19 protein-coding genes are annotated in these 25,996 nt (G+C 71.8%); 8 read left to right on the forward strand and 11 right to left on the reverse strand.

From position 1 onward, the window contains the following. Positions 1 to 162 precede the first annotated feature (162 nt). A complete protein-coding gene (manA, locus tag PKE79_RS06350) occupies positions 163 to 1,320 on the reverse strand; it encodes a mannose-6-phosphate isomerase, class I (protein WP_271172828.1) in 1,158 nt (385 codons plus the stop codon). Positions 1,321 to 1,369: 49 nt separating this feature from the next. On the opposite strand from manA, the gene PKE79_RS06355 reads away from it, so the two are divergent. The 5 genes from PKE79_RS06355 to PKE79_RS06375 are packed head-to-tail and all read left to right on the forward strand — an operon-like array spanning position 1,370 to position 7,544. Next, positions 1,370 to 2,797, forward strand: coding sequence for an O-antigen ligase family protein (locus PKE79_RS06355; protein WP_271172829.1), 1,428 nt, complete (start codon positions 1,370 to 1,372; stop codon positions 2,795 to 2,797). Next, positions 2,794 to 4,107, forward strand: coding sequence for an O-antigen ligase family protein (locus PKE79_RS06360; protein ID WP_271172830.1), 1,314 nt, complete (start codon positions 2,794 to 2,796; stop codon positions 4,105 to 4,107). Before PKE79_RS06355 ends, PKE79_RS06360 begins: the two co-directional genes overlap by 4 nt. Positions 4,108 to 4,163: 56 nt before the next feature. After that, positions 4,164 to 6,074: a glycosyltransferase gene (locus PKE79_RS06365; protein WP_271172831.1), complete on the forward strand. Its 1,911-nt coding sequence runs from the start codon at positions 4,164 to 4,166 to the stop codon at positions 6,072 to 6,074. Further along, a complete protein-coding gene (locus PKE79_RS06370; RefSeq protein ID WP_271172832.1) occupies positions 6,071 to 7,084 on the forward strand; it encodes a glycosyltransferase family 2 protein in 1,014 nt (337 codons plus the stop codon). Before PKE79_RS06365 ends, PKE79_RS06370 begins: the two co-directional genes overlap by 4 nt. A gap of 4 nt (positions 7,085 to 7,088) precedes the next feature. Then, entirely contained in the window at positions 7,089 to 7,544 is a 456-nt protein-coding gene (locus PKE79_RS06375; protein WP_271172833.1) for an acyltransferase, read from the forward strand. Between the two features lie 8 nt (positions 7,545 to 7,552). Here PKE79_RS06375 and PKE79_RS06380 read toward each other — a convergent pair whose 3' ends face one another. From PKE79_RS06380 to PKE79_RS06395, 4 genes are read right to left on the reverse strand one after another with little or no spacing between them, the layout of a single operon-like run. Then, on the reverse strand, positions 7,553 to 8,710 hold the full coding sequence (locus tag PKE79_RS06380; protein WP_271172834.1) for a glycosyltransferase: 1,158 nt from the start codon (positions 8,708 to 8,710) through the stop codon (positions 7,553 to 7,555). Then, positions 8,707 to 10,428 (reverse strand): DUF6020 family protein, encoded by a 1,722-nt coding sequence (locus tag PKE79_RS06385; RefSeq protein ID WP_271172835.1) that lies wholly within the window; start codon positions 10,426 to 10,428, stop codon positions 8,707 to 8,709. Before PKE79_RS06385 ends, PKE79_RS06380 begins: the two co-directional genes overlap by 4 nt. Next, positions 10,425 to 12,311, reverse strand: coding sequence for a DUF6020 family protein (locus tag PKE79_RS06390; RefSeq protein ID WP_271172836.1), 1,887 nt, complete (start codon positions 12,309 to 12,311; stop codon positions 10,425 to 10,427). Before PKE79_RS06390 ends, PKE79_RS06385 begins: the two co-directional genes overlap by 4 nt. A 3-nt stretch (positions 12,312 to 12,314) precedes the next feature. Further along, positions 12,315 to 14,129: a glycosyltransferase family A protein gene (locus PKE79_RS06395; RefSeq protein WP_271172837.1), complete on the reverse strand. Its 1,815-nt coding sequence runs from the start codon at positions 14,127 to 14,129 to the stop codon at positions 12,315 to 12,317. 145 nt (positions 14,130 to 14,274) lie between these two features. Here PKE79_RS06395 and PKE79_RS06400 point away from each other — a divergent pair, with 145 nt between their 5' ends. Further along, complete coding sequence (locus PKE79_RS06400) at positions 14,275 to 15,921, forward strand: glycosyltransferase (RefSeq protein ID WP_271172838.1); 1,647 nt, start codon at positions 14,275 to 14,277, stop codon at positions 15,919 to 15,921. Between the two features lie 8 nt (positions 15,922 to 15,929). Beyond that, positions 15,930 to 17,966, forward strand: coding sequence for an acyltransferase family protein (locus PKE79_RS06405; protein ID WP_271172839.1), 2,037 nt, complete (start codon positions 15,930 to 15,932; stop codon positions 17,964 to 17,966). A 4-nt stretch (positions 17,967 to 17,970) separates the two neighbouring features. On the opposite strand, the gene PKE79_RS06410 is transcribed toward PKE79_RS06405, so the two are convergent. The 4 genes from PKE79_RS06410 to PKE79_RS06425 are packed head-to-tail and all read right to left on the reverse strand — an operon-like array spanning position 17,971 to position 21,919. After that, positions 17,971 to 19,374 (reverse strand): glycosyltransferase 61 family protein, encoded by a 1,404-nt coding sequence (locus PKE79_RS06410; RefSeq protein ID WP_271172840.1) that lies wholly within the window; start codon positions 19,372 to 19,374, stop codon positions 17,971 to 17,973. Positions 19,375 to 19,401: 27 nt separating this feature from the next. Then, complete coding sequence (locus tag PKE79_RS06415; protein WP_271172841.1) at positions 19,402 to 20,148, reverse strand: ABC transporter ATP-binding protein; 747 nt, start codon at positions 20,146 to 20,148, stop codon at positions 19,402 to 19,404. Further along, positions 20,148 to 20,945 (reverse strand): ABC transporter permease, encoded by a 798-nt coding sequence (locus tag PKE79_RS06420; protein ID WP_271172842.1) that lies wholly within the window; start codon positions 20,943 to 20,945, stop codon positions 20,148 to 20,150. The genes PKE79_RS06415 and PKE79_RS06420 overlap by 1 nt, the downstream gene beginning before the upstream one ends. Further along, positions 20,942 to 21,919: a glycosyltransferase gene (locus PKE79_RS06425; RefSeq protein WP_271172843.1), complete on the reverse strand. Its 978-nt coding sequence runs from the start codon at positions 21,917 to 21,919 to the stop codon at positions 20,942 to 20,944. Before PKE79_RS06425 ends, PKE79_RS06420 begins: the two co-directional genes overlap by 4 nt. Before the next feature lie 133 nt (positions 21,920 to 22,052). Here PKE79_RS06425 and PKE79_RS06430 point away from each other — a divergent pair, with 133 nt between their 5' ends. Then, the gene (locus PKE79_RS06430) at positions 22,053 to 22,514 is read left to right on the forward strand and encodes a GtrA family protein (RefSeq protein WP_271172844.1); all 462 of its coding nucleotides are present in this window, start codon (positions 22,053 to 22,055) and stop codon (positions 22,512 to 22,514) included. Between the two features lie 201 nt (positions 22,515 to 22,715). Here PKE79_RS06430 and PKE79_RS06435 read toward each other — a convergent pair whose 3' ends face one another. Both PKE79_RS06435 and glf read right to left on the reverse strand, forming a co-directional pair. Then, positions 22,716 to 24,767, reverse strand: coding sequence for a DUF6541 family protein (locus tag PKE79_RS06435; RefSeq protein WP_271172845.1), 2,052 nt, complete (start codon positions 24,765 to 24,767; stop codon positions 22,716 to 22,718). A 28-nt stretch (positions 24,768 to 24,795) separates the two neighbouring features. Next, positions 24,796 to 25,935 (reverse strand): UDP-galactopyranose mutase, encoded by a 1,140-nt coding sequence (glf, locus tag PKE79_RS06440; protein ID WP_271172846.1) that lies wholly within the window; start codon positions 25,933 to 25,935, stop codon positions 24,796 to 24,798. Between the last annotated feature and the right edge of the window lie 61 nt (positions 25,936 to 25,996).

The following is a 25,996-nucleotide window of genomic DNA, read 5'->3' on the forward strand; positions in this document are numbered from 1 at the left end:
CGGGCAGCGTGTGCACCTAATTACAACCGTGTGATTCGGATAGGTCAAGTCGCGGATCGTAAACCCTGAAGGGGAGATTGAAGGTTCACCGGGCGTGTCGGCGTGTCGGCGAGGCGTGTCGCCGACACCGGGACGCGCCGTGCTGCAGCGCGCCCCGCCGCGTCAGGCCGCAGCGCCCGGCTCGGCGACGAAGACCTCGCCGTCGCCGTCGAACCGCAGCTGCGCCGTGTCGGGCGTCGCGAACAGAGCGCGTCCCGGCACGAGCTCGACCGCGTCGCCGCCGTCGGACACCGTGACCGCGCCGGCCGTCGCGAGCACGATCGCGGGGCCAGCCGGGCGCAGGCTCGCCTCCTCGTCCTCGCCCGCGCGCACGCGCAGGAGCCGGAAGTCCGCGACCGGCACCGGGAACGCCTCGACGCCGCGGCTGCCGTGGTCGACCGCGACGGGGAGCACGACGGGCACCTCGCCCGGGGTCGGGTCGACGATCGCGAGGAGCTCGTCGACGTCGATCCGCTTGGGGGTGAGGCCGCCGCGGAGCACGTTGTCGCTCGCGGCCATCAGCTCGACGCCGAGGCCCGAGACGTACGCGTGCAGCTGACCCGCGCCGAGGAACAGCCCCTCGCCGCGCCGCAGGAGCACGTAGTTCATGAGGAGCGCGACGACGACGCCCGGGTCGCCGGGATAGATCGAAGCGACCCGGCGCGCGTTCGCGAGCTCGGCCGCGAACTCGGTCGACTGGGCCTCGTCGAGGGCGGCGATGATCTCCGAGACCGTCTCCCCCGCCTCGCCGCCCAGCAGCCAGCCGAGCGCCTGGCGCAGGCCCTCCGCGTCGACGAGGCGATCGCGCAGCGGCGCGGCTGCGGGGCCGATCGCGTCGAGCAGGCGCCGCGTCGCGTCGAGGTCGCGCAGCCCGCAGAGCGCCTCGAAGCGGTCGCTCAGCGCCACGATGATCTCGGGCTTGTGGTTGTCGTCGACGTAGTTGCGGGGAGCGTCGGCGTCGAGCGACGCCTCACGCGCGAACCCCTCCTCAGCCTGCGCCTTGGTGGGGTGCACCTGGATCGACAGCGGCGACCCGGCCGCGAGCAGCTTGAGCAGGTACGGCAGGCGCCCGGTCGGCGAGACGTGCACGCCGTTGTCCGCGATCCACGCGTCGAGGGTGCGGCCGCTGCCGTCCGCGAGGTCAGCGGGATCGGACGGATGGTCTCCGAACCAGACCTCGGCCTCCGGCCCCTCGGCCGGCTCCCGGCCCTCGAGAGCGGCGAGCAGCGAACGCGATCCCCAGGCGTAGTCGCGCGGGACATTGGTGAGCGGTACGAGCACGATCCCACCTTAGGGTGCCCGCGCGTGGCGGACGGTAGCCTGGTGCGCGATGACGCAGCTGAGCCGCCATCCGGTCGCGGACCCGCCCACCGCGCCGGAGCGCGAGAAGACGGGGCACCTCCTGCTGCGCGCATACGCGGTGCTCGTGGTGTTCTCCGCGCTCGCTCACTCGTTCTGGTACAACCTCGCCGGGATGGCCGGGGCCGCGGTCCTGCTCGGAGCGCTCACGCTCGCGACCCTCGCGATCTGGCTGCCGCGCCTGCGGCGCTCGCGGCGGACGACGCCGTTCGCGTGGCGTCGGCTCCCCTGGCTCGGGCTCGCCTATGTGGCCTTCGCACTGCTGTCGCTGCTGTGGTCGGCGTGGCCGGCCGCGACGGCGGTGACCTGGCTGCTCCTCGCCTCCGCGACGCTTCAGGGGCTGTTCCTCGCCGACGCCCTCACCTGGCGCGAGCTCGTCCGCTGCCTCGAGATCTCCCTGCGCTGGGTGCTCGGCCTCTCGCTCCTCCTCGAGCTGTGGGTCGCGGGCATCCGCCGACGGCCGCTCCTGCCGAACTTCTCCGACGCCCCCGCCGATCCGGACCCGCACTGGTACTGGGTCCGCGGCAATCTCCTCGACAGCGTGCTCGATCCCGGGCGCGTGCAGGGCATCGTCGGCAACGCGAACCTCCTCGGCATCCTGTGCCTGCTCGCGCTCATCGTGTTCGGCATCCGGCTGGCCGACCGGGCGCCGTCGCCCGCCGTCCGCATCGTCTGGATCGCCGTCGCGGCCTTCCTCCTCCTCCGCTCGGGATCCGTCACGACGCTCGTCGCGCTCGTCGCGGTCGCGGGCGTCCTCTGCGCCGCCCTCCTCATCCGCCGCGCCGCGCTGCCGCGCGGTCGCACGCCGCTGTATGCGGTCTTCGCGGGCGTGGCCGTCGTCGGGATCGTCTCCGCGGTGCTCCTGCGCGAGCGGCTGCTCGCGCTCGTCGGGCGGGAGGGCGACCTGACCGGCCGCGGCGACATCTGGCAGGCCGTGCTCGAGCGCGCGAGCACGCGGCCCGTCGCCGGCAACGGCTTCGCGAGCCCGTGGCTCCCCTGGGACCCGGCCTTCGACGGCTGGATCCTCGACCACGGCATCACGGTCTTCCACGCGCACGACATGTGGCTCGACGTCTACCTGCAGCTCGGAGCGATCGGCGTGGCCCTCGTCGCGGGCGTGTTCGCCGCGCTCACGTGGCGCGCGTGGTTCTTCGCCGTCGACCGCCCGCGCTGGGACATCCGCGCTGACCGCCCCTATCAGGCGATCACGCTGCTGCCGATCCTCGTCGTCGCGATGCTGCTCGTGCAGGGGCTCACCGAGTCCGGGCCGATCATGCTGTGGGGCTGGATGCTCGTGACGCTGCTCGCCTTCAAGATCAAGTCCGTCCCGCTCATCGACGTCGGGGTCGCCGAGGCGTCGGCGCCGGAGAGGCGTCCGCTGCGGGTGCGGCGCGGATGAACCCGTACTCGCCCGTGCGGATGGCGGCGCGCCTCCTGCGCTCGGCCGATGTCGCGCGCGCTTACACGCTCGCGACGCTGCTGGCGGCCTTCGGGTCGCACGCGGTCGAGCGCACCGCGGGGCGCGTGACCCTCGCGACCGTCATCGTGTCGCTCGTCGTGCTCGGCATCGGCATCATCGCGGCACGGCGGCGCGAGCTGCGCCCCCTCGGGTTCGCCCCCACGAGCTTCGTGGTGTTCCTCGTGTGGGCGCTCGTCTCGACGATCTGGTCGAACGACGACGACGCGACCCTGGGCGGATGGATGTCGCTGGTCGCCTACGGGTTCCTCGCGCTCGTGATCGCGCACATCCGCGACACGCTGCAGACGGTGCGCGCCATCGGCGACGTCCTGCGGTGGCTGCTCGCGGCATCCCTCGCCCTCGAGATCCTCTCCGGGATCCTCCTCGACATGCCGTTCCCGTTCCTCGGGATCGCGGGCCAGATCGCGAACGGGGGCCCGATCCAGGGCCTCTTCGGCACCCGCAACATGCTCGGGTTCGTCGCGATCGTCGCCCTCGTCACGTTCCTCGTCGAGTGGCGCACCCAGTCCGTCCCGCCGCAGAAGGCCGCCTTCTCGATCACGCTCGCGGCCCTGCTCGCGGTGCTGTCGGCCTCCCCGACGGCGGTCGTCCTCGCGCTGTCCGTCGCCGTGGCGCTGCTCGCCCTGACCCTCGTGCGCCGCGCGGCCCCCGAGCGGCGCCGGTCCCTGCAGTGGACGCTCGCGATAGCGCTCGTGCTGTCGCTGTCGATCGCCTACGCCCTGCGCCATCCGATCCTCCGCTGGCTCGACGCGACGGCGGGCTTCTCGCTGCGCGCCGACCTCTGGAACGCGATCCTCACGTGGGTGGGCAACCGTCCGATCCAGGGCTTCGGCTGGCACGGCGGCTGGGATGCCGACGCGTACCCGATGAACGTCATCAACGTGCTCCTGGGCGAGTCGCACCGCTCGGCGCTCAACGCCTACTTCGACGTGCTGCTCCAGCTCGGCTGGGTCGGCCTGCTGCTCTTCGCCGCCCTCTGCGGCGTCGCGTTCGTGCGCTCCTGGCTCGTCGCGAGCGAGCGGAAGTCGACGGTGTACGCGTGGACCCCGGCCGTGCTCGCGGCGCTCATCGTCGACTCGATGTTCGAGAGCTTCACGCTCGAGGGCGCCGGCTGGCTGCTGCTCGTGCTGTGCGCCGTCCGCGCGGGCCAGTCCCGCTCGTGGCGCGAGAGCCTCGATCTCGTGGCGAGCGGGGGCGAATCACAGGATCCCCTGGCACCGCCGCGATAGGCTCGACGGCGGCCCGAACCCGGCGCCGATCCCGTCTCGCACCCGGAGCTCTCGCCGTGACACACGTCCTCCAGAGCGTGGTCTTCCCGCTCGACCGCGATCCCGACCTCCTGCCGCTGTACATCGATCCCGAGGTCTGGTCGACGATCGACGAGGAGCCGGTCCGCGTCTCCGACGTCGCGCATCTCTCCGACATCCTCGGCCGCACGCGCGCGCGGATCCCGGCCGGGACGCGCGTGTCGTTCGCGACGTACTTCAACGCCTTCCCTGCGTCGTACTGGCAGCACTGGACGAGCGTCCGCTCGGTGCGCCTCGCGGTGCGCACCGAGGGCACGGCGACCGTGCTCGTGTACCGTTCGACGGGCGACGCCGCCCAGCAGCGCATCGACACGAAGGACGCGTTCGGCGACGCCGAGACCGTGTTCGACATCCCGCTCACGCAGTTCAGCGACGGCGGATGGCTGTGGTTCGACGTCGTGGCCGGCGCGGAGGACGTCGTGCTCGCCGGCGGCGAGTGGACGACCGAGCAGGAGCCCGCGCGCACGGGCAAGGCGTCGCTCGGGATCACGACGTACAACAAGCCCGACTACTGCGTCGCGACGCTCGGCGCGCTCGCCGACGCCCCCGAGGCGCTCGAGCTCGTCGACCGCATCTTCATCGTCGACCAGGGCACGCAGAAGGTCGCGGCCCAGGACGGGTACGACGAGGTCGCCGCGCGCCTGGGCGACCAGCTGCAGGTCGTCGAGCAGCCGAACCTCGGCGGCTCCGGCGGCTTCGCGCGCGCGATGCACGAGACGCTGCAGCGCCCCGAGAGCGACTTCATCCAGCTCCTCGACGACGACGTCCGCATCGAGCCGGAGTCCATCCGCCGCTCGATCACGTTCGGGCGCTTCGCGACGCAGCCCGTGCTCGTGGGCGCCCACATGTTCGACCTCCTCAACCGCCCGCGGCTGCACGCGTGGGCGGAGGTCGTCGACGAGCAGCCGTTCATGTGGCGCAACCTGTACCAGGAGAGGATGCCGCACGACTTCCGTCGCGCGAACATCCGGCAGACGCCCCTGCTGCACATGCGCATGGACGCCGACTACAACGGCTGGTGGATGTGCCTCATCCCGACCCAGGTCATCCGCGAGGTGGGCCTCGCGCTGCCCGCGTTCATCAAGTGGGACGACGCCGAGTTCTGCCTGCGCGCCCGCGAGACCGGCTACCCCACGGTGTCGCTGCCCGGCGCCGCGCTGTGGCACGTGTCCTGGATCGGCAAGGACGACTCGATCGACTGGCAGGCGTACTTCCACGCCCGCAACCGGATCGTCGCCGGCCTTCTCCACTCGAATGCGCCGCGCGGCGGCACGCTCATCCGCCACTCGCGCCGGGTGGACCTCAAGCACCTGATGATGATGCAGTACTACCCCGTCGCGCTGCGGAACCGCGCGCTGCGGGACGTGCTGCGCGGGCCCGCGCACCTGCGGGAGAACCTCGCGACCGCGATGCCGGAGGCGCGCTCCCTCGCCGCCCGCTTCCCCGAGACGGTCGTCCATCGCGACCCCGAGGTCGTCATCCGCTCGCGGCGCGGGCGCCAGGTCTTCCAGCGGCTCAAGCAGCATGTCTTCGACAGCCCCACCGGATGGCGGCTGCGGCTCTTCACCGCGCAGACGCTGGTCTCGCACTGGCTGCGGGAGCCCGACCCGGCCAACGTCGAGCGCCCCGAGGTCGAGTTCGGCAAGTCCGACGCGCACTGGTGGCGCGTCCCGCTGTACGACTCGGCGCTCGTGAGCGCGGCGGACGGCTCGGGCAAGAACATCTACACGCGCGACCGGCTGCTGTACCGGCGCATGCTCCTGGACTCGATCCGGCTGCACGCGCGCCTGCGGCGGGAGTGGCCGCGCCTGCAGCGGGAGTACCGTGAGGCGCTGCCCGACCTCGTGTCCGAGGGCGCGTGGCGCGAGATCTTCGAGAGGCAGTCATGAGCGAGAAGACGTCCGTCGTGGAGCAGAGCTACGACCCGCGCGCGTTCGACCCGGCGACCGCGACCATCGTGGTCGTCACCTACAACCGCTCGCACCTCCTGTCGAAGCTGCTCGTCTCGATCGGCGAGATGGATCCGAAGCCGGGCCACGTCGTCATCGTCGACAACGCGTCGTCCGACGACACGACCGAGGTCGTCGAGTCGTTCCGCGCGGCGATCGGCACCGAGATCGTCTACCGGCGTCTCGAGGAGAACACGGGCGGCTCCGGCGGGTTCAGCGAGGGCATGCGCGTGGCGTACGAGCTCGGCTCGACCTGGATCTGGCTCATGGACGACGACGTCGAGGTGCTCCCCGACGGGCTCGCGCGCATGGGCGTGTGGGCGCCGCGCTTCAAGAGCATCCAGGGGCGCCGCTACGACTACGACGGCAGCGAGTTCTACTGGCAGTACCGCCTGTCGATCCCGCTCGGCATCCCGATCCCCTTCGCCCCGGCCGGATTCGATGCCACGGGGTACCGCGAGATGAACTCCGGGTGCTTCGAGGGGATGTTCATCCACCGCGACATCGTGCAGAAGGTCGGGCTGCCCGATCCGCGCTTCTTCATCTACTGGGACGACTCGGTGTACGGATGGCTCGCGTCGCTCCAGACGACATCCGCGATCGTCAACGAGTTCGTGCTGCGCCGCACGCGCGAGATCAAGCAGTGGGACATGGGCGTGCGCCATCTCAACGCCTCGAGCAACGCGTATCGCTACTACATCATGCGCAACCGCGGCATCATGCGGCACTACTTCGCCGAGCACGGCGCGTACCGCCCCGTCCTCTTCGCCCTCGGCACGGCGCTGACCTTCGCCAAGGAGCTCATCCGCCTCATCGCCGTGGAGCGGACCGTGCGGGGAACGAGCAACCTCTTCCGCGGCATGCGCGACGGACGCCGCATCGCGAAGGACCGCTCGTGGCGCACCATGCCGCCGCTCGACGCTCCTGCCGCGCAGGACGAGAAGCGCTGAGCCCGTGCTGACCATCGCCGAGGACGCGGTCGTCGACCCGTCGGTCAAGCTCCTCCACCGCGACGGCGATCGCGACATCGCGATCGGGGCCCGGACGAAGATCTACCGCGGGGCCGAGATCCTCGGCCCCGTCGAGATCGGCGAGGACGTCTTCATCAACCGAGACGCGTACATCCGCCCCGGCACGCGCCTCGGCGACCGCGTGAACCTCGGGCCGTTCGTGCGCCTCATCACCGACACGCATGAGATCGGCGGGCACGACAAGCGCGCGGGCGACGTGCGCCACGAGCCGATCTCCGTCGGCGACGGCACCTGGATCGGCGCGGCCGTCACGGTCGTCGGGGGCGTCCGGATCGGCGCGGGGTGCGTCATCGCGGCGGGCGCGGTCGTGACCTCGGACGTGCCGGACGACACCATGGTCGGCGGCGTGCCGGCCGCGGTCATCCGCCGCCTGCGCTGACGCGACCGCTACAGCTCGCCGGGCGCCGTGACCTGCTCGTCGATCTCCTCGAGCACGCGCTGCGTCCGCGCGGAGCGGCCGCGCCGGGGCGCGTACACGACGAGAGCGTGGAACGCGTAGCGGGCGACGAACGCGACCGCGAGCGTGATCGCCGCCGCGACGACGCTCGAGATGTGCCACGTCTCGACGAGCAGCGCGAGCACGGGGATCCGCACGAGCGCCTCGGTGTTGTTGAACGCGAACGACTTCGCGAACCGCGTGCGCCCGCTCGAGGCCTCGTCGAGCATCTCGCGGAAGACGAACCGCTCCTGGAGGAGGAAGTTCCCGATGATCGTGGCCTCCGCGGCGATGATCGCCGCCCAGATGTAGGGCATCCCGAGCTGCGTGAGCGTCCACATGATCGCGAGGTTCGCGACCGCGCCGAGCCCGCCGATGATCGCGAACGCCGACATCTTGCCGAAGCGCAGCGCCGCGAGCTGCACGAGGAAGCGGCCCCCCTGGCGGATCGACGCCTTCGACGCGCCCGCCGCGCGCTCGGCGAAGTCGAACGGGATCTCGGCGACGCGCAGCTGCTGCCGCGCGAGGATCTCGAGGAGGATCTTGAAACCGCGCGGGCGCAGGAGCGCGACGTCGACGCGCGTGCGGTCGACGAGGAAGAACCCGGTCATGGGGTCGGAGCAGTCGCGCAGTCGCAGCGGGAACATCGCCTTCGTGAGCGCGGTGGTGACGCGCGAGACGAGGTTGCGGGTGAGATCGGCGAGACCCGCCGCCGAGCCGTCGCGCACGTAGCGCGACGCGACGACCGCGTCGACGTCTCCCGCGCGGAAGCGCGCGACGAGCGCGGGGATCCGCTCGGGCGGGTGCTGGAGGTCGCCGTCGATCACGACGCACGCGTCGTGGGCCGCCTGCTCGAGGCCCAGGATCACGGCGCCGCTGAGCCCGCCGACCGGCTCGTCGCGGTGGATGACGCGCACGGGGATGTCGACGAGGCCGGCGACGCGGCGCACCTCGTCGGCCGTTCCGTCGCTCGAGTCGTCGACGAACAGGACCTCGCACGCGACACCGTCCATGGCGGCGACGATGCGCCGCACGAGCGGCTCGACATTCGGAGCCTCGTTGTAGGTGGGGACGATGATCGTCGCGCCGGCGAAGTGGTCGATCGTCATCCGGGGGTCGCGTCGCTCTCGGTCAGGGGCGCCGGGGCGGCCGGCGCGAGGTCGTCCTCCCGATTCTGCCAGCGGACGGGGGTGAGCATCATGCCGATCGCGAGCACGCTCCCGTACACGAGCGGCAGGATGTACCGCGGCAGCGCGACCGGGCTCGCCACGAGGAAGGCGAGGTTCACGAGGAGAGGCGACACCGCGAGGACGTGCAGCGGGCTGCGCCGGCGGATGGCGTACGCGAGCGCGATGAGCGGCACCCACGACGCGTAGAACGCCTTCGAGGAGAGGAGGTTGCCTTCCGCGAGCGACTCGGTCGCGCGGTTGACCGCGAGGCGCGCGTCGTCGAGTGCGGCCGACTCGTGGAGGTCCTCGATGGCGGCCTCGATCTCGGCGCGCGTCGTGGTCGGCAGAGCCCTGGCCTCCCAGAAGTCGAGATAGCGGTCGAGCACGATCCCGCTCTGGAAGATCATCGGCGTGACCGGGGCGAAGTACTCGAAGGTGTTCGCGGCCGTCGCCGACAGCGCGGTGCCCGGATAGCGGATCACCTGCGCGAGCCACACCCGCGCGTAGGCGAGACGCTCCTCGGAGCCGGCCTCGAGGTTCCAGCGGCCCTTCACCGTGTCCGAGCGCCGCGGCACATACGCCTCGCCGAGGCCGTCGTAGCGCAGCACGGCGTCGATGACCGCGCGCTCGTCTGCGGGGATCTCGTCGCCGTGCTCGGCGACGATGCGCGCGGTCTGCTGGACGGGGATCGTGAGCATGTCGGTCGCTGTGCCGGGCGCGATGCCGATCGCGGGGAGGACGAGGAGCGGCCACACGACATTCGTCACGAGGAGCGCTCCCGCAGTCCCCGCTGCGACGCGCAGGCGGGCCCGCCGCGCGCAGATCACCAGCAGGACGACGGCGCACACGACGACGAGGTAGACGTTGGTGCGCTTGGCGAGGATGAGCGGGATGACGATGGCGAGCGCGACGACGCCCACGCGCGCACTGAGCAGCACGCGCCCGCGCGTGCGCACGGCCTCGACGAAGAGCACGAGGAAGGGGAGCCAGAACACGGCGGCGAACGCGTCCTTGCTCATGACCGACGGCGCGGCCATGAAGACCGGCAGGACGGCGACCGCCGCTGTCAGCGTCCAGCGGATGGGGCGCGCCATCCCGAGCCATCCGAGGTAGGTGAGCACGAGGGCCGCACCGGCCGCCGTGGCGGCTTCCTGCAGGAGGAGGAAGGCGAACAGGCCGATCCGATCGTCGCCGAGCGCGGATCCGAGATCCCAGAACCATCCGAAGACCATCGTGTCGAACCACGGATGGTGGTCGGTCTGCTCGAGCAGCCCCATCCACTGGAGCCGCTGCGTGATGGTGTCGCTGTCGACGTTGCCCGGCGCGTGCACGAGCAGCCACGGCAGCCAGCCGGCGAGGATGGCGCCGGCTGTCGGCAGCAGGCGCCGGCGCGCGGTCTCGCGGAAGGACGCCGGCTCGGGCGCCGCGCGACGCCCGTCGAGCCAGCGGAACAGCAGGGTCAGCGGGACGAAGAGCGCGGCGCCGAGTCCGAGGACGACGAGGCCGCTGCCGACCGCGGCGCCGACGGAGCCGGCGAACCACACCGCACTGTCGTTCGCGTCGAACGACGCCCCCACGACGACGAACGCCGCGAGGACGAGCGCCGTGGCCGCGGCATGCGGGTCCCACAGGGCCCGCAGCGCGGAGGGGCGGTTCACGCCTGCGCCCGCTGCGTCTCGGCCGACGGGGAGGACGCCTCGCTCCTGTTCCGCCGACGGGCGACGAGGGCGACAGCGACCGCGAGCGGCGCCGTCGCGAAGAACCCGAGCGCGTAGCGCATGCCGCCCGAGACCGGGCCGGCGAGGAAGGTCGCCATGAGCGCGGCGGCCGGCAGGGCGAAGGCCGCCTCGAGCCCGGCGCGCTTGCGCCAGAGCACGACGAGCGCGAGGATCCAGATCCACGTGACGAAGCCCGGAGACAGCGTCATCCCGATCACGGGGATCGCGAGATACCCCTCGTCGAGGAGCCCGTGACGCTCGATGAGCGCGCGGATCCCCGTGAGCGGCTCCCCCTGCTCGCGGTCGCCCGTGATCTGATACGGGATGTCGAGGACGATCCCGCGGATGTCGTTCCACGACTCGCGCACGACGCCGTCGTACGAGGGCGCGCCCGGCGCCCAGTAGCCGACCGTGTTCGCGAGCGTCGCGGTGATCGCGGACCCGGGGTACTCGGCGACGAGCCGCAGCCATCCACTCACGAACTCCCCCGTCGTCCGCTCCTCCCACGCCGCCCGCGCGTCGAGCTTGATCGGGTCCGCGAAGCCAGGGATGTAGTGGTCGCCGACGTCGTCGACGCTCCACCACGTGAAGACGTCGTCCACGAACGCCCGGTCCTCGTCGCTCATCGTCGCGTGGTGGTCGTGCGCGATCCGCGCGATCTGCTGCAGCGGAACCGACCACGCCTCGGTCTTCGGGCCGGGCTGCACGTCGAGCGCCGCGGAGAGCGGCCCCGCATAGAGTCCGTACGCGACGACGCACGCCGCGAGCACGGCGCCGACGCGCTTCCACTGGCGGCGGAACGGGATGATGAGCAGTGCGACGCCGAGCAGGACGACGTGGACGCCGTTGTTCCGGAGGACCATGGTCGCGATGCCCGCCGTGAGCAGGAGGACCCACGGCGACCGCGCGCGATCCCCGCGTCGGACGGCGCGCGAGACCTCGACGATCCCGATGAGGAAGAGCACGAAGGCCGACATGAAGGGGATGTCCTTCACGACCGTGATCGACGACAGGCTGAGCACGGGCAGCAGCGCGATCCACGCCCAGAGCGCCCACCACATGCGCGGCCCGACGCCCCATGCCGCGATGCGCCAGAGCAGCACGGCGAACACCGCGGTGGTCGACAGCATCTGCAGGACGGCCGCGAACGCGAGCGCCGCGGAATCGCTCAGGCCGAGGAGCTGCCACACGCCGTTCCACGCCGCGATGAGGAGGGAGTGCCCGACCGGCTCGTAGGACTCCCAGGGGCCGAGCCCGCGCGCGTAGGAGAGGCTCCGGTAGGTGTCGAAGAAGATGAGCCCCGGCCACCACACGAGCAGGTACGGCAGTCGGCAGAGCACGATGAGCCCGAAGACGAGCCCGAGGGGGCGCCATGGCGTCGGCCCCGGTGCCCGCAGCGCCTCGACGAGTCGGCTGAGCCGCCCGCGACGGGGAGCGGGCACGGCGGCGGCGTCGGGCGTCGCGCGGTCGGCGAGATGCAGCAGGACCGCTGCGCCGAGGACGGCGGCGTACGCGGTGCCGAGGCCGTGCACGGCGCTCCAGCCCGACGGACGCAGCAGCCAGAGGTCGGCCTCCTCACGCAGGAGGGAGATGCCGGCCAGCTCCGCGACCGCGTAGGCGAGGCCCACCGGCACCGCCCAGCGCCAGACCTCGCGCGGCAGACGGCCGAGAGCGAGCCATCCGCCGTAGGCGATCGCCGCGAACGCCGCGATCGCGACGAGGCTGTTCCCCTCGAGCACCTCGCCGAGGGTCGCGGGCGTCGTGCCCGCGCACAGGGCGAGCGTCGTGGCGAACGCGCCCGCCACGGCGATGAGCACGCGCACGGCTCAGACCTCGGGGGCGCGCCAGCCGCGCCACTGCTCGAACGAGCCGTTCAGGAGCTGCGAGTCGGTGCGCTCCCACGTGTGCTTGGACGAGTGGCGGATGTACATGTAGCCGAGCGAATGCGTGCGGTACCCGATGCCGCCCTGCGTCTCGACGCGGATGAGCACCGAGCGGTCCGTGGAGTTCGGCGTGGGACGCCATCCGCCGAGCGCGTCGAAGGCCGCCCGCGACAGGAGCATCGCGCCGCCGGCGACCTGGTCGTGGTAGCGCTCGGTCGCGAACGTCCGGTGCACGGTCTGCGCGACCTCCTCGAAGAAGAGGTACTCCGTCGTCTTCCCGACGATGTCGGCACGGGAGTAGAGGTGCGCGAGGACGAGGTCGAAGACGTGGTGCTCGCTGTACCAGTCGTCGTCGTCGAGCTTGGTGATGAGGTCGCCGCTCGAGCGCCGGACGCCCTCGGCGAGGGCCGCGCCGAACAGGACGGTGCTCGGGACCTCGACCACGGTCACATCGAGCCCGCCGAGCTCGACCCCCGACAGGTCGGGAGCGGGGATCCCGTGCGCGACGACCACGACCTCCATGTGCGGGTACGTCTGCCGCGCCATCATCTCGAGCACGCCGGGGATCAGCTCGCCGCGCATCGTCGAGAGCACGACGCTCACCGAAGGGAGGTAGCGCGAGCCCGTGCGATGCTCGACGGCCGACGCGAGGCGCAGGAAGCCGGCGTGGTCGTGCATCGCGGCGCGCCGCAGCGCGACCGAGCGGCGCTCGCGCTCGAGCCCCATCGCGGGCCGATACGGGCGCCGGATGGCGTCGGCGATCCGCGGCGAGAGCTGCTCGGGCGCGATGGCGACGCTGTCCGGCAGGGAGTGCAGGATGACGCCGGCCGCCGCGAGCTCGGCGAAGCGGGTCGTGAGTCCCTCGGGGACGGGGCCGGCGAGCCCTGCGAGCGGCGAGAGGTCGACCGCCTCGACATTGCGGACGGCGGCGACGTCGCGCGCGCTGAGCGGCTCCGCGATGGCGAACTCGATGGGGCGGAGGTCGGGGTCGGTCGCGCCGAGGAGCCGGACGACCCCGCGCGGACGGTCGATGACGAGCCGTCGCGCCGGCGGCGACGGCTTGAACCCGAGGATGCGCCCGATCGGGTTGTGCACGTTGAGGTCGATGACCGGCCGCTCGACGCGCGGGTGCCCGAGGAGGGCCTCCCCCACCGTGAGCTGGTGGACGGCATCCTCCTCCTCGCGCGCGAGATCGGTGCGCGCGGTCAGCAGCACATCGGCCTTGCGCAGGTGCCGTCCCTCGAGGGCGGGGGCGATCGGCTCGAGCTGCGGGATGCGCCGGCTCGGCAGGAGCGGCAGAGCCTCGGCGCCCGCGCTCGGATCGACCGCGAGAAGCGGGAAGCCCGCCCCGACGACCGGGGCGTCCGGGACGAAGGCCGGGATGAGGGCGTCGAGCACGCGCGCGACGGGAAGCGGCGCGTGCAGCGAGACGTGCGCCGACGCCGTGCGGCGCGCGGGGTCGTGCGAGAGCGTGACCGTGCGCGTGTCGCGCAGCGGCGCCATCCGGCCGCGCCAGCGCGGCGAGGGCGCCTCCCAGCGCTCGATGTGGACGCGCAGGTCCTGCGTCATCGCGCCGTCGGCGGCCATCGCGAGGTGACGGAGCGCGTCGACGTCCGGCACCCGCAGGCGCACGGGCAGCGGCTCGTCCGCCGTCGACGCGAGCGCCGACGCCTGGCGCGGATCGGTCACGACGTGCTCGCCGTCGCGGTCCGGGGCGTCCTGCTCATCGGGGCGACGGAACCAGCGGCGGACGGGCATAGATCGATCGGCTCCCCGAGTCGGCGGACGGATGGCCGCGAGCGCGGCGCGAGGAGTCTATCGTGCGCGCCTTTCGTCCCCGTGAGAGCGCGTCCGGCGGGCCGCGTCCACCGGTCTCGGAGAAAGCGCACCGTAGAATGACGCGGTGACCAGGCCCGCCGCATCCCCCGAGCCCGCCCCGATCGTCTACCAGAACCAGTGGCGCGACGTCTTCGACGGCACGCTCCCCGACGGCTGGGAGCCGACGAAGTCCGTCTCCGTCGTCATCGCGTCGTACAACAGCAAGACGCTGCCGCTCACGCTCGCGTCGCTCGCCGCGCAGGACTACCCCGAGGACCTGCTCGAGGTCGTCGTCGTGGACGACGGCAGCGAGCCGCCCGTCGAGCTCGGCGAGGTCGTGCCGAAGAACATCCGCCTCATCCGCGTCGAGGAGGGCTGGGGCCGCTCCAACGCGACCGACATCGGCATCAAGGCCACATCGGGCGACATCATCTACTGGGTCGACTCCGACATGATCCTGTTCCGCGACAACGTGCGCCAGCACGCGAAGTGGGCGCACTTCATCCCCGAGGCGGCCACGATCGGCAACAAGGGCTTCATCGAGGAGTGGGACTACACCCCCGAGACGGTGTACGAGAAGGTCCTCGACGGCACGATCGGCGACGACTACGACCGCTCGACGCTTCACGAGCACTGGTCCATCCAGATCTTCCGCGACACGGACGACCTCAACACGTCGCACGGCCGCAACTACTCGACGCACATGGGCGCGTGCGCCTCGGTCACGCGCGAGGTCTACGACCGCACGTTCGGGCAGGACACCCGTCTCCACCTGGGCGAGGACACCGAGATCGCCTACCAGCTCTGGCAGGCCGGCGCCGTCTTCATCCCCGTCGAGGAGGCGCTCACGTGGCACCTCGGCCGCGGCACGGTGCAGGACCACGCGGTCAAGGTGGCCTGGCACAACGACGTGCACTTCGCACAGCGCATGCCGATCCCGCGCTACCGCCGCAAGGCCGACAACCGCATCTGGGAGGTGCCGCTCGTCAAGGTCGTCGTCGAGGTGACCCCCGAGACCGCGTACCTCGCCCGCAACTGCGTCGACCGCATCCTCAACAGCACCCTCACCGACGTGCACGTCGTGCTCGTCGGCCCGTGGTCGCAGCTCCACGAGGGCCGGCGGAAGATGCTCGCCGACCCGCTGAACGAGCTCTACCTCGTGCGCGAGTGGCTGCGCACCGACAACCGCGTGATCTTCGCGGAGGAGGTGCCCGAGACGGTGTTCCCGGCCCCGTACCGCGTCGACCTGCCGATCACGGTGGGCGTCACGAGCGACAGCCTGATGCAGATGTACCGCCAGATCGACGGCAACCGACTGGGCGCGGTGCGCTACTTCACGCCCGGTCACACGAAGGACGACTCCGTGACGATCTGGGACTCGGCCGCCGTGGCCCGCGCCAAGCGGTACCTGCGCGAGGGCGACGCGATCGAGGACCTCGTCGACCGGGTCTGGGGCTTCCAGTGGGGCTCGAACGACACGGCGCAGCTCATCGACCTCCGCGAGGCCGACCTCTCGGAGCGCGTGACGCGCGTCGACCCGCGGGTCGCCGAGCTCGAGGCCGAGGTCGCCGCGCTGCGCGCGCGCATCGCGCCGCCGCCGTCGCTCGCGCGTCAGATCGCCCAGCGGCTCAACGCCGCATCGGGCGGGCGGCTCGCTCCCGTCGTGCGCGGCGTCAACGCCCGGCTCGGCGGCGCGCCCGCCGCGGCCATCCGGCGTCTGCGCCGAGGCTGATCGAGCGGATGACGTCCCGCATAGACGCATCGCATCAGTCCGGCTTCCGCCCGGACATCCAGGCGCTCCGCGCGATCGCGGTGCTCAGCGTCCTCCTCTACCACCTGTGGCCGAATCGGCTGACGGGCGGCTTCGTCGGGGTCGACGTCTTCTTCGTCATCAGCGGCTACCTCATCACCTCGCACCTCGTCCGCGAGCGCGAGAAGACGGGGCGGATCGCGGTGGCGCGGTTCTGGGCGCGACGCGCGGTGCGCCTTCTCCCCGCGTCGCTCCTCACGCTCGCGGCGACCGCGGTGGGCGTCCTGCTGTGGGTGCCGCGCTCGCTGTGGGACCAGTTCCTCGGCGAGGTCGGCGCGGCGGCGCTGTACGTGCAGAACTGGCGCCTGCTGTTCGACAGCGTCGACTACCTCGCGGCCGACAACCAGCCCTCCCCCGTGCAGCACTTCTGGACCCTGTCGGTCGAGGAGCAGTTCTACGTCGCCCTGCCGCTCCTGCTCATCGCCGCCATGGCGCTCCTGCGCCGCGTCGCGTGGCGGAAGGTCGCCGTCGGCGTGCTCGCCACGGCGACCGCCGCCTCGTTCGCATACAGCCTGTGGCTCACCGCCTGGTCGGCGAGCGAGGCCTACTTCTCCACGCTCACCCGCGCATGGGAGTTCGGCGTCGGCGCCCTCGCGGCCTTCCTGCCGCTCATCGCCTGGCGCGCGATGTCGAACGCGCTCGCCGTCGCCGGCGTCGCGCTGATCGCTGTGAGCGCGGTCGCGCTGTCGGGCGCCACGCCGTTCCCGGGCGCGGCGGCGCTGCTGCCCGTCGTGGGCACGGCCCTCGTCGTGTGGGCGGGCGGCGGCTCGTTCCTCGCGCCGGTCGGGGCCTCGCGCCCCGTCGCGTTCACGGGCGCCGTGTCGTACGCCGTGTACCTCTGGCACTGGCCGCTCATCGTGCTGCTCCCCTACGCCACGGGGCATCCGCTGACGACCGTCGAGAAGGTCGCGATCGCGGCCGCGGCGTTCACCCTCGCGTGGGCGTCGACGCGCTTCATCGAGAACCCGGTCCGCCTCTCGCCGAGCCTGCTCGCGCGTCGCCGGCCCCGCACGGTCGCGGCGTGGGCCGCAGCCGGCATGGCCTGCGTGCTCGTGTTCCCCGTGGCGGCGTCGGCGACCCTCCGCGCGGAGGAGGAGCGCGTGCTCGCGGCCACCGAGTCGCTCGTCGAGACCCTGCCCGACTGCTTCGGCGCGCAGGCGATGGACCCCGAGCTCGCACCGTGCGAGAACCCCGAGCTCGACGCCTACCCGCTCGTGCCCGCTCCGATGGACGCGGCGAGCGACGACGCCAACCGCGACGCGTGCTGGTCCGGCCCGGATGAGACCGTGCTGCGCGTCTGCTCCCTCGGACCAGACGCCGACTGGGAACGGCACCTCATGGTGATCGGCGACTCCCACAGCAACGTGTTCGTGGGCGCCTACGCGCGCATCGCCGAGGAGCGCAACTGGCGCATCGACATCGCGGGGCACGGCGGCTGCTACTGGACGGACGCCCTCGTCGAGCGCTCGACGCCCGTGTCGACCGACGCCTGCACCGCGTGGCGCGGCGAGATCGCGGACTACGTGGCGGAGAGCACCGACGGGATCGATGCGTTCGTCGTGACGCGCTCGTCCGATGGACGGGACGCGGATGCGACCACGGTCGACGGCATGGTGTCGGCGTGGGGCGCGCGCCCGGATCCGACCGTGCCCGTGATCGCGATCCTCGACAATCCCCGCATGCCGGCCGAGACCATCCAGTGCATCGAGGCGGATCCGGAGACGGCGAACGAGAGGTGCGCGCAGCCTGCCGACGCCGTGCTGCACGACGACGGGCAGGCCGCGGCGGCGGAGCGCGACCCGAATGCCACGGTCATCGATCTGACCGAGTTCTACTGCGCCGACGGCACGTGCCCTGTCGTCATCGGCGGAGTCGTCGTCTATCGCGACGGGCACCACCTGACGGCGACCTACGCCGCGACCCTCGGGCCCTATCTCTCGGAGCGGCTCGCGGCCGCGCTCGGCTGACGCCTCAGCCGCGCGCGACCGTCCACGCGGTCTCGCCGCCGGCGCGCTCGTGGCGCACGACCGTGCCCTCGCGCTCGCGCAGCGCGGCGGCGGCCTCCCGCCCCGCGGCGTCGTCGTCGAGCACCCACACGGTGTCGGCGGTCGCGAACTCGGCGGACGCGTCGACGTCGCGGAGCACGTCCTCCGCCGTCTCCCCCGCGATGCGGATGAGGTCGTACGTCCCCGGCGTCTCGACGAACAGCTCCCGGTAGCGTGCGAGCGGGAGCTCGTCGACACGGCCCTCGAGCGCCCGATAGGCGCGGGGGTCCTCCTCGAGGCGCGTGCTGACGACGAGCACCGTGCGCGCGCCCGACGTCGCGGCCGCGAACGCCGTGCGCGCGCCGACCTCGAGCAGGCGCTGCACCTTGCGCTCGCGCGCGATCGCGGCGGCCGCCCGGTCGCCCGCCCGCGGCGCGAGCGGGAGCGCCCGCGGCACCTCGAGCGCGTCGAGCAGGGCCACGGCGCTGCGCGACAGCTTCGTGACGTCGCGCCCCTCGGCGTGGAGGATCCGCTCGCCCGCGAGCGAGTGGAAGCGCTGATCGACATCGCGCGCCTCGCCGATCGTGCGGAAGTTCCTGTGCTCGGGCCCGCGGCGACGCACGACCTCGAAGCGCCGCGCGCCGACATCCGCGAGCAGGAGGATCGCGTGGAACGCGGATCCCTCCTCTCCCCCGATCACCTCGGCGCGCGAGATCTGGTCGAGCTGCTCGCGCACCGACATCCGCTCGGGATTCACGACCGTCCATCCCGCCGCGCGCAGATGCCGCTCGGCCGCGTCGGACCCGAGGTCGCGGATGCCCGATTCGATCGCGCCGCGCGAGAGCCATAGGCGGCGGCCCGGCTCGGCGGATGGGCCGCGGTGCTGCGCGAGGAAACGCGCGTGATCAGGGTGGATCCAGTCGTCGTAGCGGTAGCCGATCTCGGGCACATGGAGCATGCGGAACCGCGTCGGGCGGGTGATGAAGCGGATCGGGTTGCGGACGCCCAGGATGTCCAGGATCTCGCGCTGCCAGGGGCGGAAGGACTCCCGGTCGCCCCAGGTCTGCGCCGCCGTCCACACGATCGGCACGTCGGGGGCGGCCGATGCCGCCGACAGGCGCGCGAGGCTCTCGAGCAGGAAGTGGCCGAAGTGCATGTGGAGATCGCCGGCGTAGATCGCCTCCGGCACGTCGGCATCCTCGACGTCGACCAGGAGCTCGTGCGGGATCGGCGATCCGCGCAAGCCGGAGCGCCGGTCCGTCACGGTGCCGTCGACGTAGCGCCCGGACGCGTCGAAAACCCCCATGAGCAGCTCGCCCGGACGGTCCTCGCGCACGACGACCGGGGAGACGACGGCGTCGGAGACGACGCGGGCGGAGAGCGGTTCCATTCCGTTCACCCTACCGGCGGTGCCCGGTCAGACCGGGTTGTCGGCGTTGTACGCGGCGACGACGTCGTCGATCGGCGCGTCCATGACGAGCGCGTGATCGCGGATGTAGAGGCCGCGCGTGCAGAAGCGCCGCAGGTCGCGTTCGCTGTGGCTCACGAAGAACAGGGTGCGCCCCGACGCGAGCAGCTCGTCGATGCGGGCGTAGCACTTGGCGCGGAAGGCCTTGTCGCCGACCGCGAGCACCTCGTCCACGAGCAGGATGGGCTCGTCGAGCTGCGACACGACGGAGAACGCGAGGCGCACCTTCATGCCGTTCGAGAGGTGCTTGTAGGGGGTGTCCTGGAAGTCCTCGAGCTCCGCGAAGGCGATGATGTCGTCGTAGCGGGCCGCGATGTGGGCACGGCTCATGCCGTGGAGTCCCGCCGTGAGGCGGACGTTCTCGCGCACGGTGAGGTCGCCGACGAAGCCTCCCGTGATCTCGATGAGCGGGGCGACCCCGCCGCGCACGACGACCGATCCCTCGTCGGGCAGCAGGACCCCCGCGACGAGCTTGAGGAGCGTGGACTTGCCCTGGCCGTTGCGGCCGACGACGCCGATGGACTCGCCGGGGCGCACGCGGAAGGAGACGTCCCGCAGGGCCCAGAACTCGTCCTTGGGCGCGCGCCGCGAGGCGCTCGCGAACATCGACTTGATGCTGCGCCGCCCGCGCCGGTTCCGCCGGAACCGCACGCCGAGACCGTCGACCTCGATCGCGTAGGCGTCGTCGCGCTTCATCACAGCTCCTTCAGCAGCGGACGCTCGAGGCGGCGGAAGGTGAGGATGCCGACGCCGAGGAACAGCAGGCTCATGAGCGCTCCCGCGACGACCGCGAAGGTGTCCCACTGGCCGGGGAAGAAGCCCACGCGGTACAGCGTGAAGATGCCCGCGAGCGGATTGAGCGCGCCGAGGTCGCTCACGGCACCGGGCAGGTCGCCGATCCCGTAGATGATCGGCGACGCGTAGAAGAGCACGCGGAGGATCAGGCGGGTGGTGCGCTCGAGGTCGGAGAAGAGGACGCACAGCGGCGCGACGAGGAGCCCGAGCCCCACGAGCAGCACCGTCTGCAGGAGCACCCCGACCGGGAAGAGCAGCAGCTGCCATCCGACCGTCGCGCCCGCGGCGACCGCGAACAGCACGAGGACCGGGAGCGAGCACAGGAACTCGACGCCCTTGCTCAGCACGATGCGGTTGATCCAGATCGAGCGGGGGATGGAGGTCGAGCGGACGAGCTTGGCGTCCTTGTTGAAGGCGCGCGTGAAGTCGGTGACGGCCGCGTTGAACCAGACCCACGGCAGCAGCGCGGTCATGAGGAACACGATGTACGGCTCCTCGCCGACCCGGCCGCCTCGATGGAAGACCTGCGTGAAGACGAACCAGTAGATGAGGCTCATCACGAGCGGATCGAGGATCGACCACAGGTAGCCGAGCCAGCTCGTCGCGTAGCGCACCTTGAGGTCGCGCGCCGAGAGCAGCCACAGCGAGTGGAGGTAGCGCCGCGGCGTGCCCGGCGCACCGACGACGCCCGAGCTCACGACGCGGTGCCCCTGAGCAGCGGGGGCTCGGATCCCGACGTGTCGGCCGCGGCGGGCGCGCTGTACTGCAGGTAGATGAGGCGGCTCTGCTCGCGCCGTGCCCTGAGCACGCCGTCGAGCACGAAGCCCACGGTCCAGGCGAGGGCGCCGGCGAGGCCGAAGCCGACAGCGAGGACCGCGGTCGGGAAGCGGGGCACGAGTCCGGTCTGCGCGAACTCCACGACGAGCGGGATGCCCAGGACGACGCCGACGAGCATCGCGACCGCACCCAGAAGGCCGTAGAAGAGGAGCGGCCGCTCGTAGCGGATGAGCTGGACGATGAGCGAGAGGATGCGGAATCCGTCGTGGTACGTGCGGAGCTTGCTCTCGCTGCCGGCCGGCCGGTCGCGGAAGCCGACGTGCACCTCGGTCTGCGGGACACGGATGCTCATGACGTGCACCGTCAGCTCGGTCTCGATCTCGAACTCGCGCGACGCCGCGGGGAAGCTCTTCACGAAGCGCCGCGACATGACCCGGTAGCCCGAGAGCATGTCGCTGACCTCGGAGCCGAAGATGCCGCCGACGAGCCAGTTGAAGCCGCGGTTGCCGAGCTCGTGCCCGGGACGGTACGCGGTCTCGGTCTTCTGGTCGCGTACGCCGAGGACGTGGTCGTACGGCCCCTCCTGCAGCGTGCGGATCATCTCGGGCAGCGCGGCGGCGTCGTACGTGTCGTCGCCGTCGATCATGACGTAGATGTCGGCGTCGACGTCGGCGAAGGCGCGGCGCACGACGTTGCCCTTGCCCTTGCGCTCCTCGCGGCGCACGATCGCGCCGGCCTCGCGCGCAACCTCGGCCGTCCGGTCGGAGCTGTTGTTGTCGTAGACGTAGACCGTCATGCCCGGGACGGCGGCGCGGAGATCGCGGACGACCTTCCCGACCGCGAGCTCCTCGTTGTAGCAGGGGACGATCGCGGCGATGACAGGGGACGACGTCATGGAGAGCACTTTCGGCGACGTAGGATCTTCGATGGACCGCATGGCGCCGAGACGGCCGCCGTCGGAGCCGGTTCAGGCTAACACGCGGCTCTGCCGAAACCCCTCGGCACACGCCGCCCTCACGAGGAGCACGATGCACGGGAACGCGGCGACCCGGAAGGCCAAGCAGGCGGGGGCCTTCCTCGTCATCGGCGGTCTCGCGTTCCTCGTCGATGCGGGCGTCTACAACCTGCTCGTGTTCTGGGTGACCGGCGACGGGCCGATGCACGGACAGCCGCTGGCCGCCAAGATCATCTCGATCGTCGTGGCGTCCCTCGTGACGTACGTCGGGAACCGGTACTGGACCTTCTCCGACCGGCATCTGCCGCACCGCTTCTCGCGCTACGCGATCTTCGTGCTGTGCAACCTCATCGCGATCGGCCTCCAGCTCGGCTGCCTCGCGTTCTCGCGCTACGTGCTGGGTCTCGACGACGTCGTCGCCGACAACATCTCGGGAACCCTAATCGGGCAGACCCTCGCGACCGCGTTCCGCTTCCTCACGTACGACAGGTTCGTCTTCCCGCACGAGGAGCCCTCCCCCGCCCCGCGCCCGTAGCGGGTCACGATCGCGCGCCAGGGGGTCGCATGTCTCACTCCCCGCCGGAATCCACCGCCCAATCCCGCCGCGAACGAGACATGCCGACCCCCACGTGTCTCACTCGACGAGGGAATCCGGGGCGAAAACGCGCCGCGAGTGAGACATGCAGGAGCGTGTGAGCATGCCGGGGCCGCGGGACGCGGCCGACCCGCCCCGCAGCTACTCCGCCGGCAGCGGGCCGCAGCGGTCGATGCGGTAGAGCGTCGACTCGCCGTCCGTCGCGACCTCCGTGAAGAGTCCCGCCTCCACCGCGGCGTGCGGTCCGGGGAAGTGGTTGCCCGCCGGGTCTCCTCCCCCGAACTCGTGCGGGTTGTAGAGCACGTGCCGCACGCGGAGGGCATCGAGCGCGCGGCACACCGCCGGGTCGCTGTCGATGTCCATGAGGCCCCACGCGAGCGTCTGACGCAGCGGATCCCACTGGCCGTTGACGTGCGGGAAGACCGGCTCGCGTCCGGCATACAGCTGGGTCAGCGCAGAGCCGTCCCACGGGTCGCCGAGCACGCGCTCGCTCGCGGGCACCTCCTCGGCCACCTCGTGGTCCATGAAGTCGATCTGCTTCTGCGACACGACCTCCCACTGCGCACGCTCGTCGGGCATCGCGAACACGGCCGCGATCGCCGATGTCGTTCCGGTGAGGGCGAGCCCCGCAGCCGACACCACGGCGACGGCCAGCGCGAGCGGCGCGGCGAGGCGCGGGAGGGCTCGACGGGATCCGCCCGTCCGGATGGCGCGCTCGGCCGGGAGGGCACGTCGCGCGAGCGCGAGCGCGCCGAGCGTCGCGAGAGGGACGGCGACGACGGGCAGCGCGGCCGCGAGGCGGAAGCGGTCCTTGTACCAGACCCCCGTCGCGAGCTTCGCGATGACGCCGTCCGAACCGGCGGCGAGAACGAACAGGGCAGCGACGAGCACGAAGGCGACGACGAGCCACCGCGTGCGCCTGGTGCGGAGCGCGACCCCGGCGCCGACGATGACGAGGAACGCGAGGAAGGGCGCGACCGTCGTCACCGCGCCGCCCTCCCCCGTCATCGCCTGCAGCGTGAGAACCTGCACGACGCCCTCCCAGATGCCCTGCACCGCCTGCGCCTGCGGGCCGGAGAGGCGGCTCTCGATCGGCTCGTCGAGGAGCCCGAACCGCAGGATGGCGATCGCGAGCGCCGCCGCCGACAGCGCGACGCCGCCGACGACGCCCGCGACGAGCACGATGACCGCGCGGCGGCGCTCGCGCCCGCCGCGTCGACGGGCGCGCGCGAACGCGCCGCCGAGAACCCACGCGACGAACGGGATGCCGATGAGCGCCCACGTCGGGAGGACCCGCGGATGAGCCACGGCGAGCGCCCCGACGGACAGGCAGCCCGACAGCGCCGCGAGCACGACGGCGCGTCCGCGCCTCCCGGGTCGCGCGAGCGCGACACCCCGGACGGCGAGGACCGACAGCGCGACCGCCGCGGGGAGCAGCGCGTGCGCGAGGCCCGTGGGGTAGATCGTGCCCCACGAGAGCAGCGCGTAGGGGAACGCGCCGAAGGCGGCGCCGAGCGGGAGCGCGACGAGGGCGACGGTTCCCGTGGAGCGCCCTGGGAGCACGACCTGGGCGAGCCAGGCGACCCCGGGCAGCCAGACGAGCGCCTGCACGGCGAGCCATGCAACGTTGAACGCGACGGGAACCGGCACGCCGCTCCCCTGCACCGTCATCGCGACGAGCGCGTGCCACGCCGACGGGTAGTACGCGATCCCCGTCGCGCCCGTCTCGATGAGCGAGCGCAGCGTGAGGGGCGAGGCGGAGAACCCGTCCAGGATGGCCGACACGGCCGAGAGGTGGAAGACGTTGTCGTAGGTCTGCGAGATCCGAGACGGGTCCGGCACTCCCGCGAACGCGACGACGCCCACGATCGCGGCGGCGAGGGCCCACACCGCGGCGAGCGCACGCGGCGGGATGGCCGCGCCCGTCACGACGAGGTCGGGATGCGCGCGCCGGACGAGGAGGGATGCCGCGAGCCCGACGAGCGCGACGGCGAGCACCTGCACGACATGGAACGGCGCGCCGAGCGCGCCGAACACCGCCGCCGCGACGCCCGCGCAGCACACGCTCGCGAGCGACGCCACCGCGACGCGCGCGACCGCGCCCATGCGCAGGGGCGCGGTCGCGATGAGCCCGGGTGCGAGCACGGCGAGGAGCGCCGACACGAGGGCCGGCGCGACGACGACCCAGCTCATCGGACTCCTGCCGTCAGGCGGGCGCGGGTCAGCCGTTCAGCTGGTTCTGCCACATCGACAGCGCCGACCCGATGGCCATGTGCATGTCGAGGTACTGGTACGTGCCGAGACGGCCGCCGAAGAACACGTCCTTCTCGCCCTTCGCGAGCTCGCGGTAGGCGAGCAGACGCGCGCGGTCCTCATCGGTGTTGACCGGGTAGTACGGCTCGTCGGCGCGCTCGGCGAAGCGCGAGTACTCGCGCATGATGACCGTCTTTTCGGTCGGGTACACGTCGGCGCGCTCGGGGTGGAAGTGCTTGAACTCGTGGATGCGCGTGAAGGGCACGTCGGCATCCGGGTAGTTCATGACGCTCGTCCCCTGGAAGTCTCCGATGTCGAGGACCTCCTCCTCGAAGTCGAGCGTGCGCCAGCTCAGCGCGCCCTCGACGTCGTCGAAGTAGCGGTCGACCGGTCCCGTGTAGACGATCGGCACCTGGCCGACGAGCGCCTTCTTGTTGAGCGGCTGCGACTCGTCGAAGAAGTCGACGTTCAGCTTGACCTCGATGTTCGGGTGGTCGGCCATCCGCTCGAGCCACGCGGTGTAGCCGTCGGTCGGCAGGCCCTCGTGCGTGTCGTTGAAGTAGCGGTTGTCGTAGTTGTAGCGCACGGGGAGGCGGCTGATGATGTCGCCCGACAGCTTCTGCGGGTCGGTCTGCCACTGCTTCGCGGTGTAGTCGCGGAAGAACGCCTCGAACAGCGGGCGGCCGACGAGGGCGATGCCCTTCTCCTCGAAGTTGCGGGCCGTCTTGACGTCGAACTCGCCCGCCTGCTCCTTCACGAGGGCGCGCGCCTCGTCGGGCGAGTACGCGGCCTGGAAGAACTGGTTGATGGTGCCGAGGTTCACCGGCAGCGGGTACACGACGCCGTTGTGGTTCGTGTACACGCGGTGCACGTAGTTCGTGAACGTCGTGAAGCGGTTGACGTACTCCCACACCTTCTCGTTCGAGGTGTGGAAGAGGTGCGCCCCGTAGCGGTGCACCTCGATGCCCGTCGTGGCCTCGTTCTCGCTGTACGCGTTCCCGCCGATGTGGTGGCGGCGGTCGATGACCGTGACCTTGCGCCCGGCTGCTGCCGCGCGCTCCGCGATGGTGAGTCCGAAGAATCCGGAGCCGACGACGAGGAGATCCATCCGTGGTGCTCTTTCTCTCAAGGGGAAGGGCCCTGGCACGCTGTCGCGGCCTCCCCGAGTC

It is taken from the genome of Microbacterium barkeri (assembly GCF_027921765.1).
GTDB classification, from domain to species: Bacteria; Actinomycetota; Actinomycetes; order Actinomycetales; family Microbacteriaceae; genus Microbacterium; species Microbacterium barkeri.

Bases quoted from the DNA above. Each gene is read 5' to 3' on its own strand.
- PKE79_RS06370 (WP_271172832.1), top strand. From the start codon at position 6,071: ATGAGCGAGAAGACGTCCGTCGTGGAGCAGAGCTACGACCCGCGCGCG.
- PKE79_RS06405 (WP_271172839.1), top strand. From the start codon at position 15,930: ATGACGTCCCGCATAGACGCATCGCATCAGTCCGGCTTCCGCCCGGAC.
- PKE79_RS06430 (WP_271172844.1), top strand. From the start codon at position 22,053: ATGCACGGGAACGCGGCGACCCGGAAGGCCAAGCAGGCGGGGGCCTTC.
- glf (WP_271172846.1), bottom strand. From the start codon at position 25,935: ATGGATCTCCTCGTCGTCGGCTCCGGATTCTTCGGACTCACCATCGCG.
- PKE79_RS06435 (WP_271172845.1), bottom strand. From the start codon at position 24,767: ATGAGCTGGGTCGTCGTCGCGCCGGCCCTCGTGTCGGCGCTCCTCGCC.
- PKE79_RS06415 (WP_271172841.1), bottom strand. From the start codon at position 20,148: ATGAAGCGCGACGACGCCTACGCGATCGAGGTCGACGGTCTCGGCGTG.
- PKE79_RS06355 (WP_271172829.1), top strand. From the start codon at position 1,370: ATGACGCAGCTGAGCCGCCATCCGGTCGCGGACCCGCCCACCGCGCCG.
- PKE79_RS06360 (WP_271172830.1), top strand. From the start codon at position 2,794: ATGAACCCGTACTCGCCCGTGCGGATGGCGGCGCGCCTCCTGCGCTCG.
- PKE79_RS06425 (WP_271172843.1), bottom strand. From the start codon at position 21,919: ATGACGTCGTCCCCTGTCATCGCCGCGATCGTCCCCTGCTACAACGAG.
- PKE79_RS06395 (WP_271172837.1), bottom strand. From the start codon at position 14,129: ATGCCCGTCCGCCGCTGGTTCCGTCGCCCCGATGAGCAGGACGCCCCG.
- PKE79_RS06380 (WP_271172834.1), bottom strand. From the start codon at position 8,710: ATGACGATCGACCACTTCGCCGGCGCGACGATCATCGTCCCCACCTAC.
- PKE79_RS06410 (WP_271172840.1), bottom strand. From the start codon at position 19,374: ATGGAACCGCTCTCCGCCCGCGTCGTCTCCGACGCCGTCGTCTCCCCG.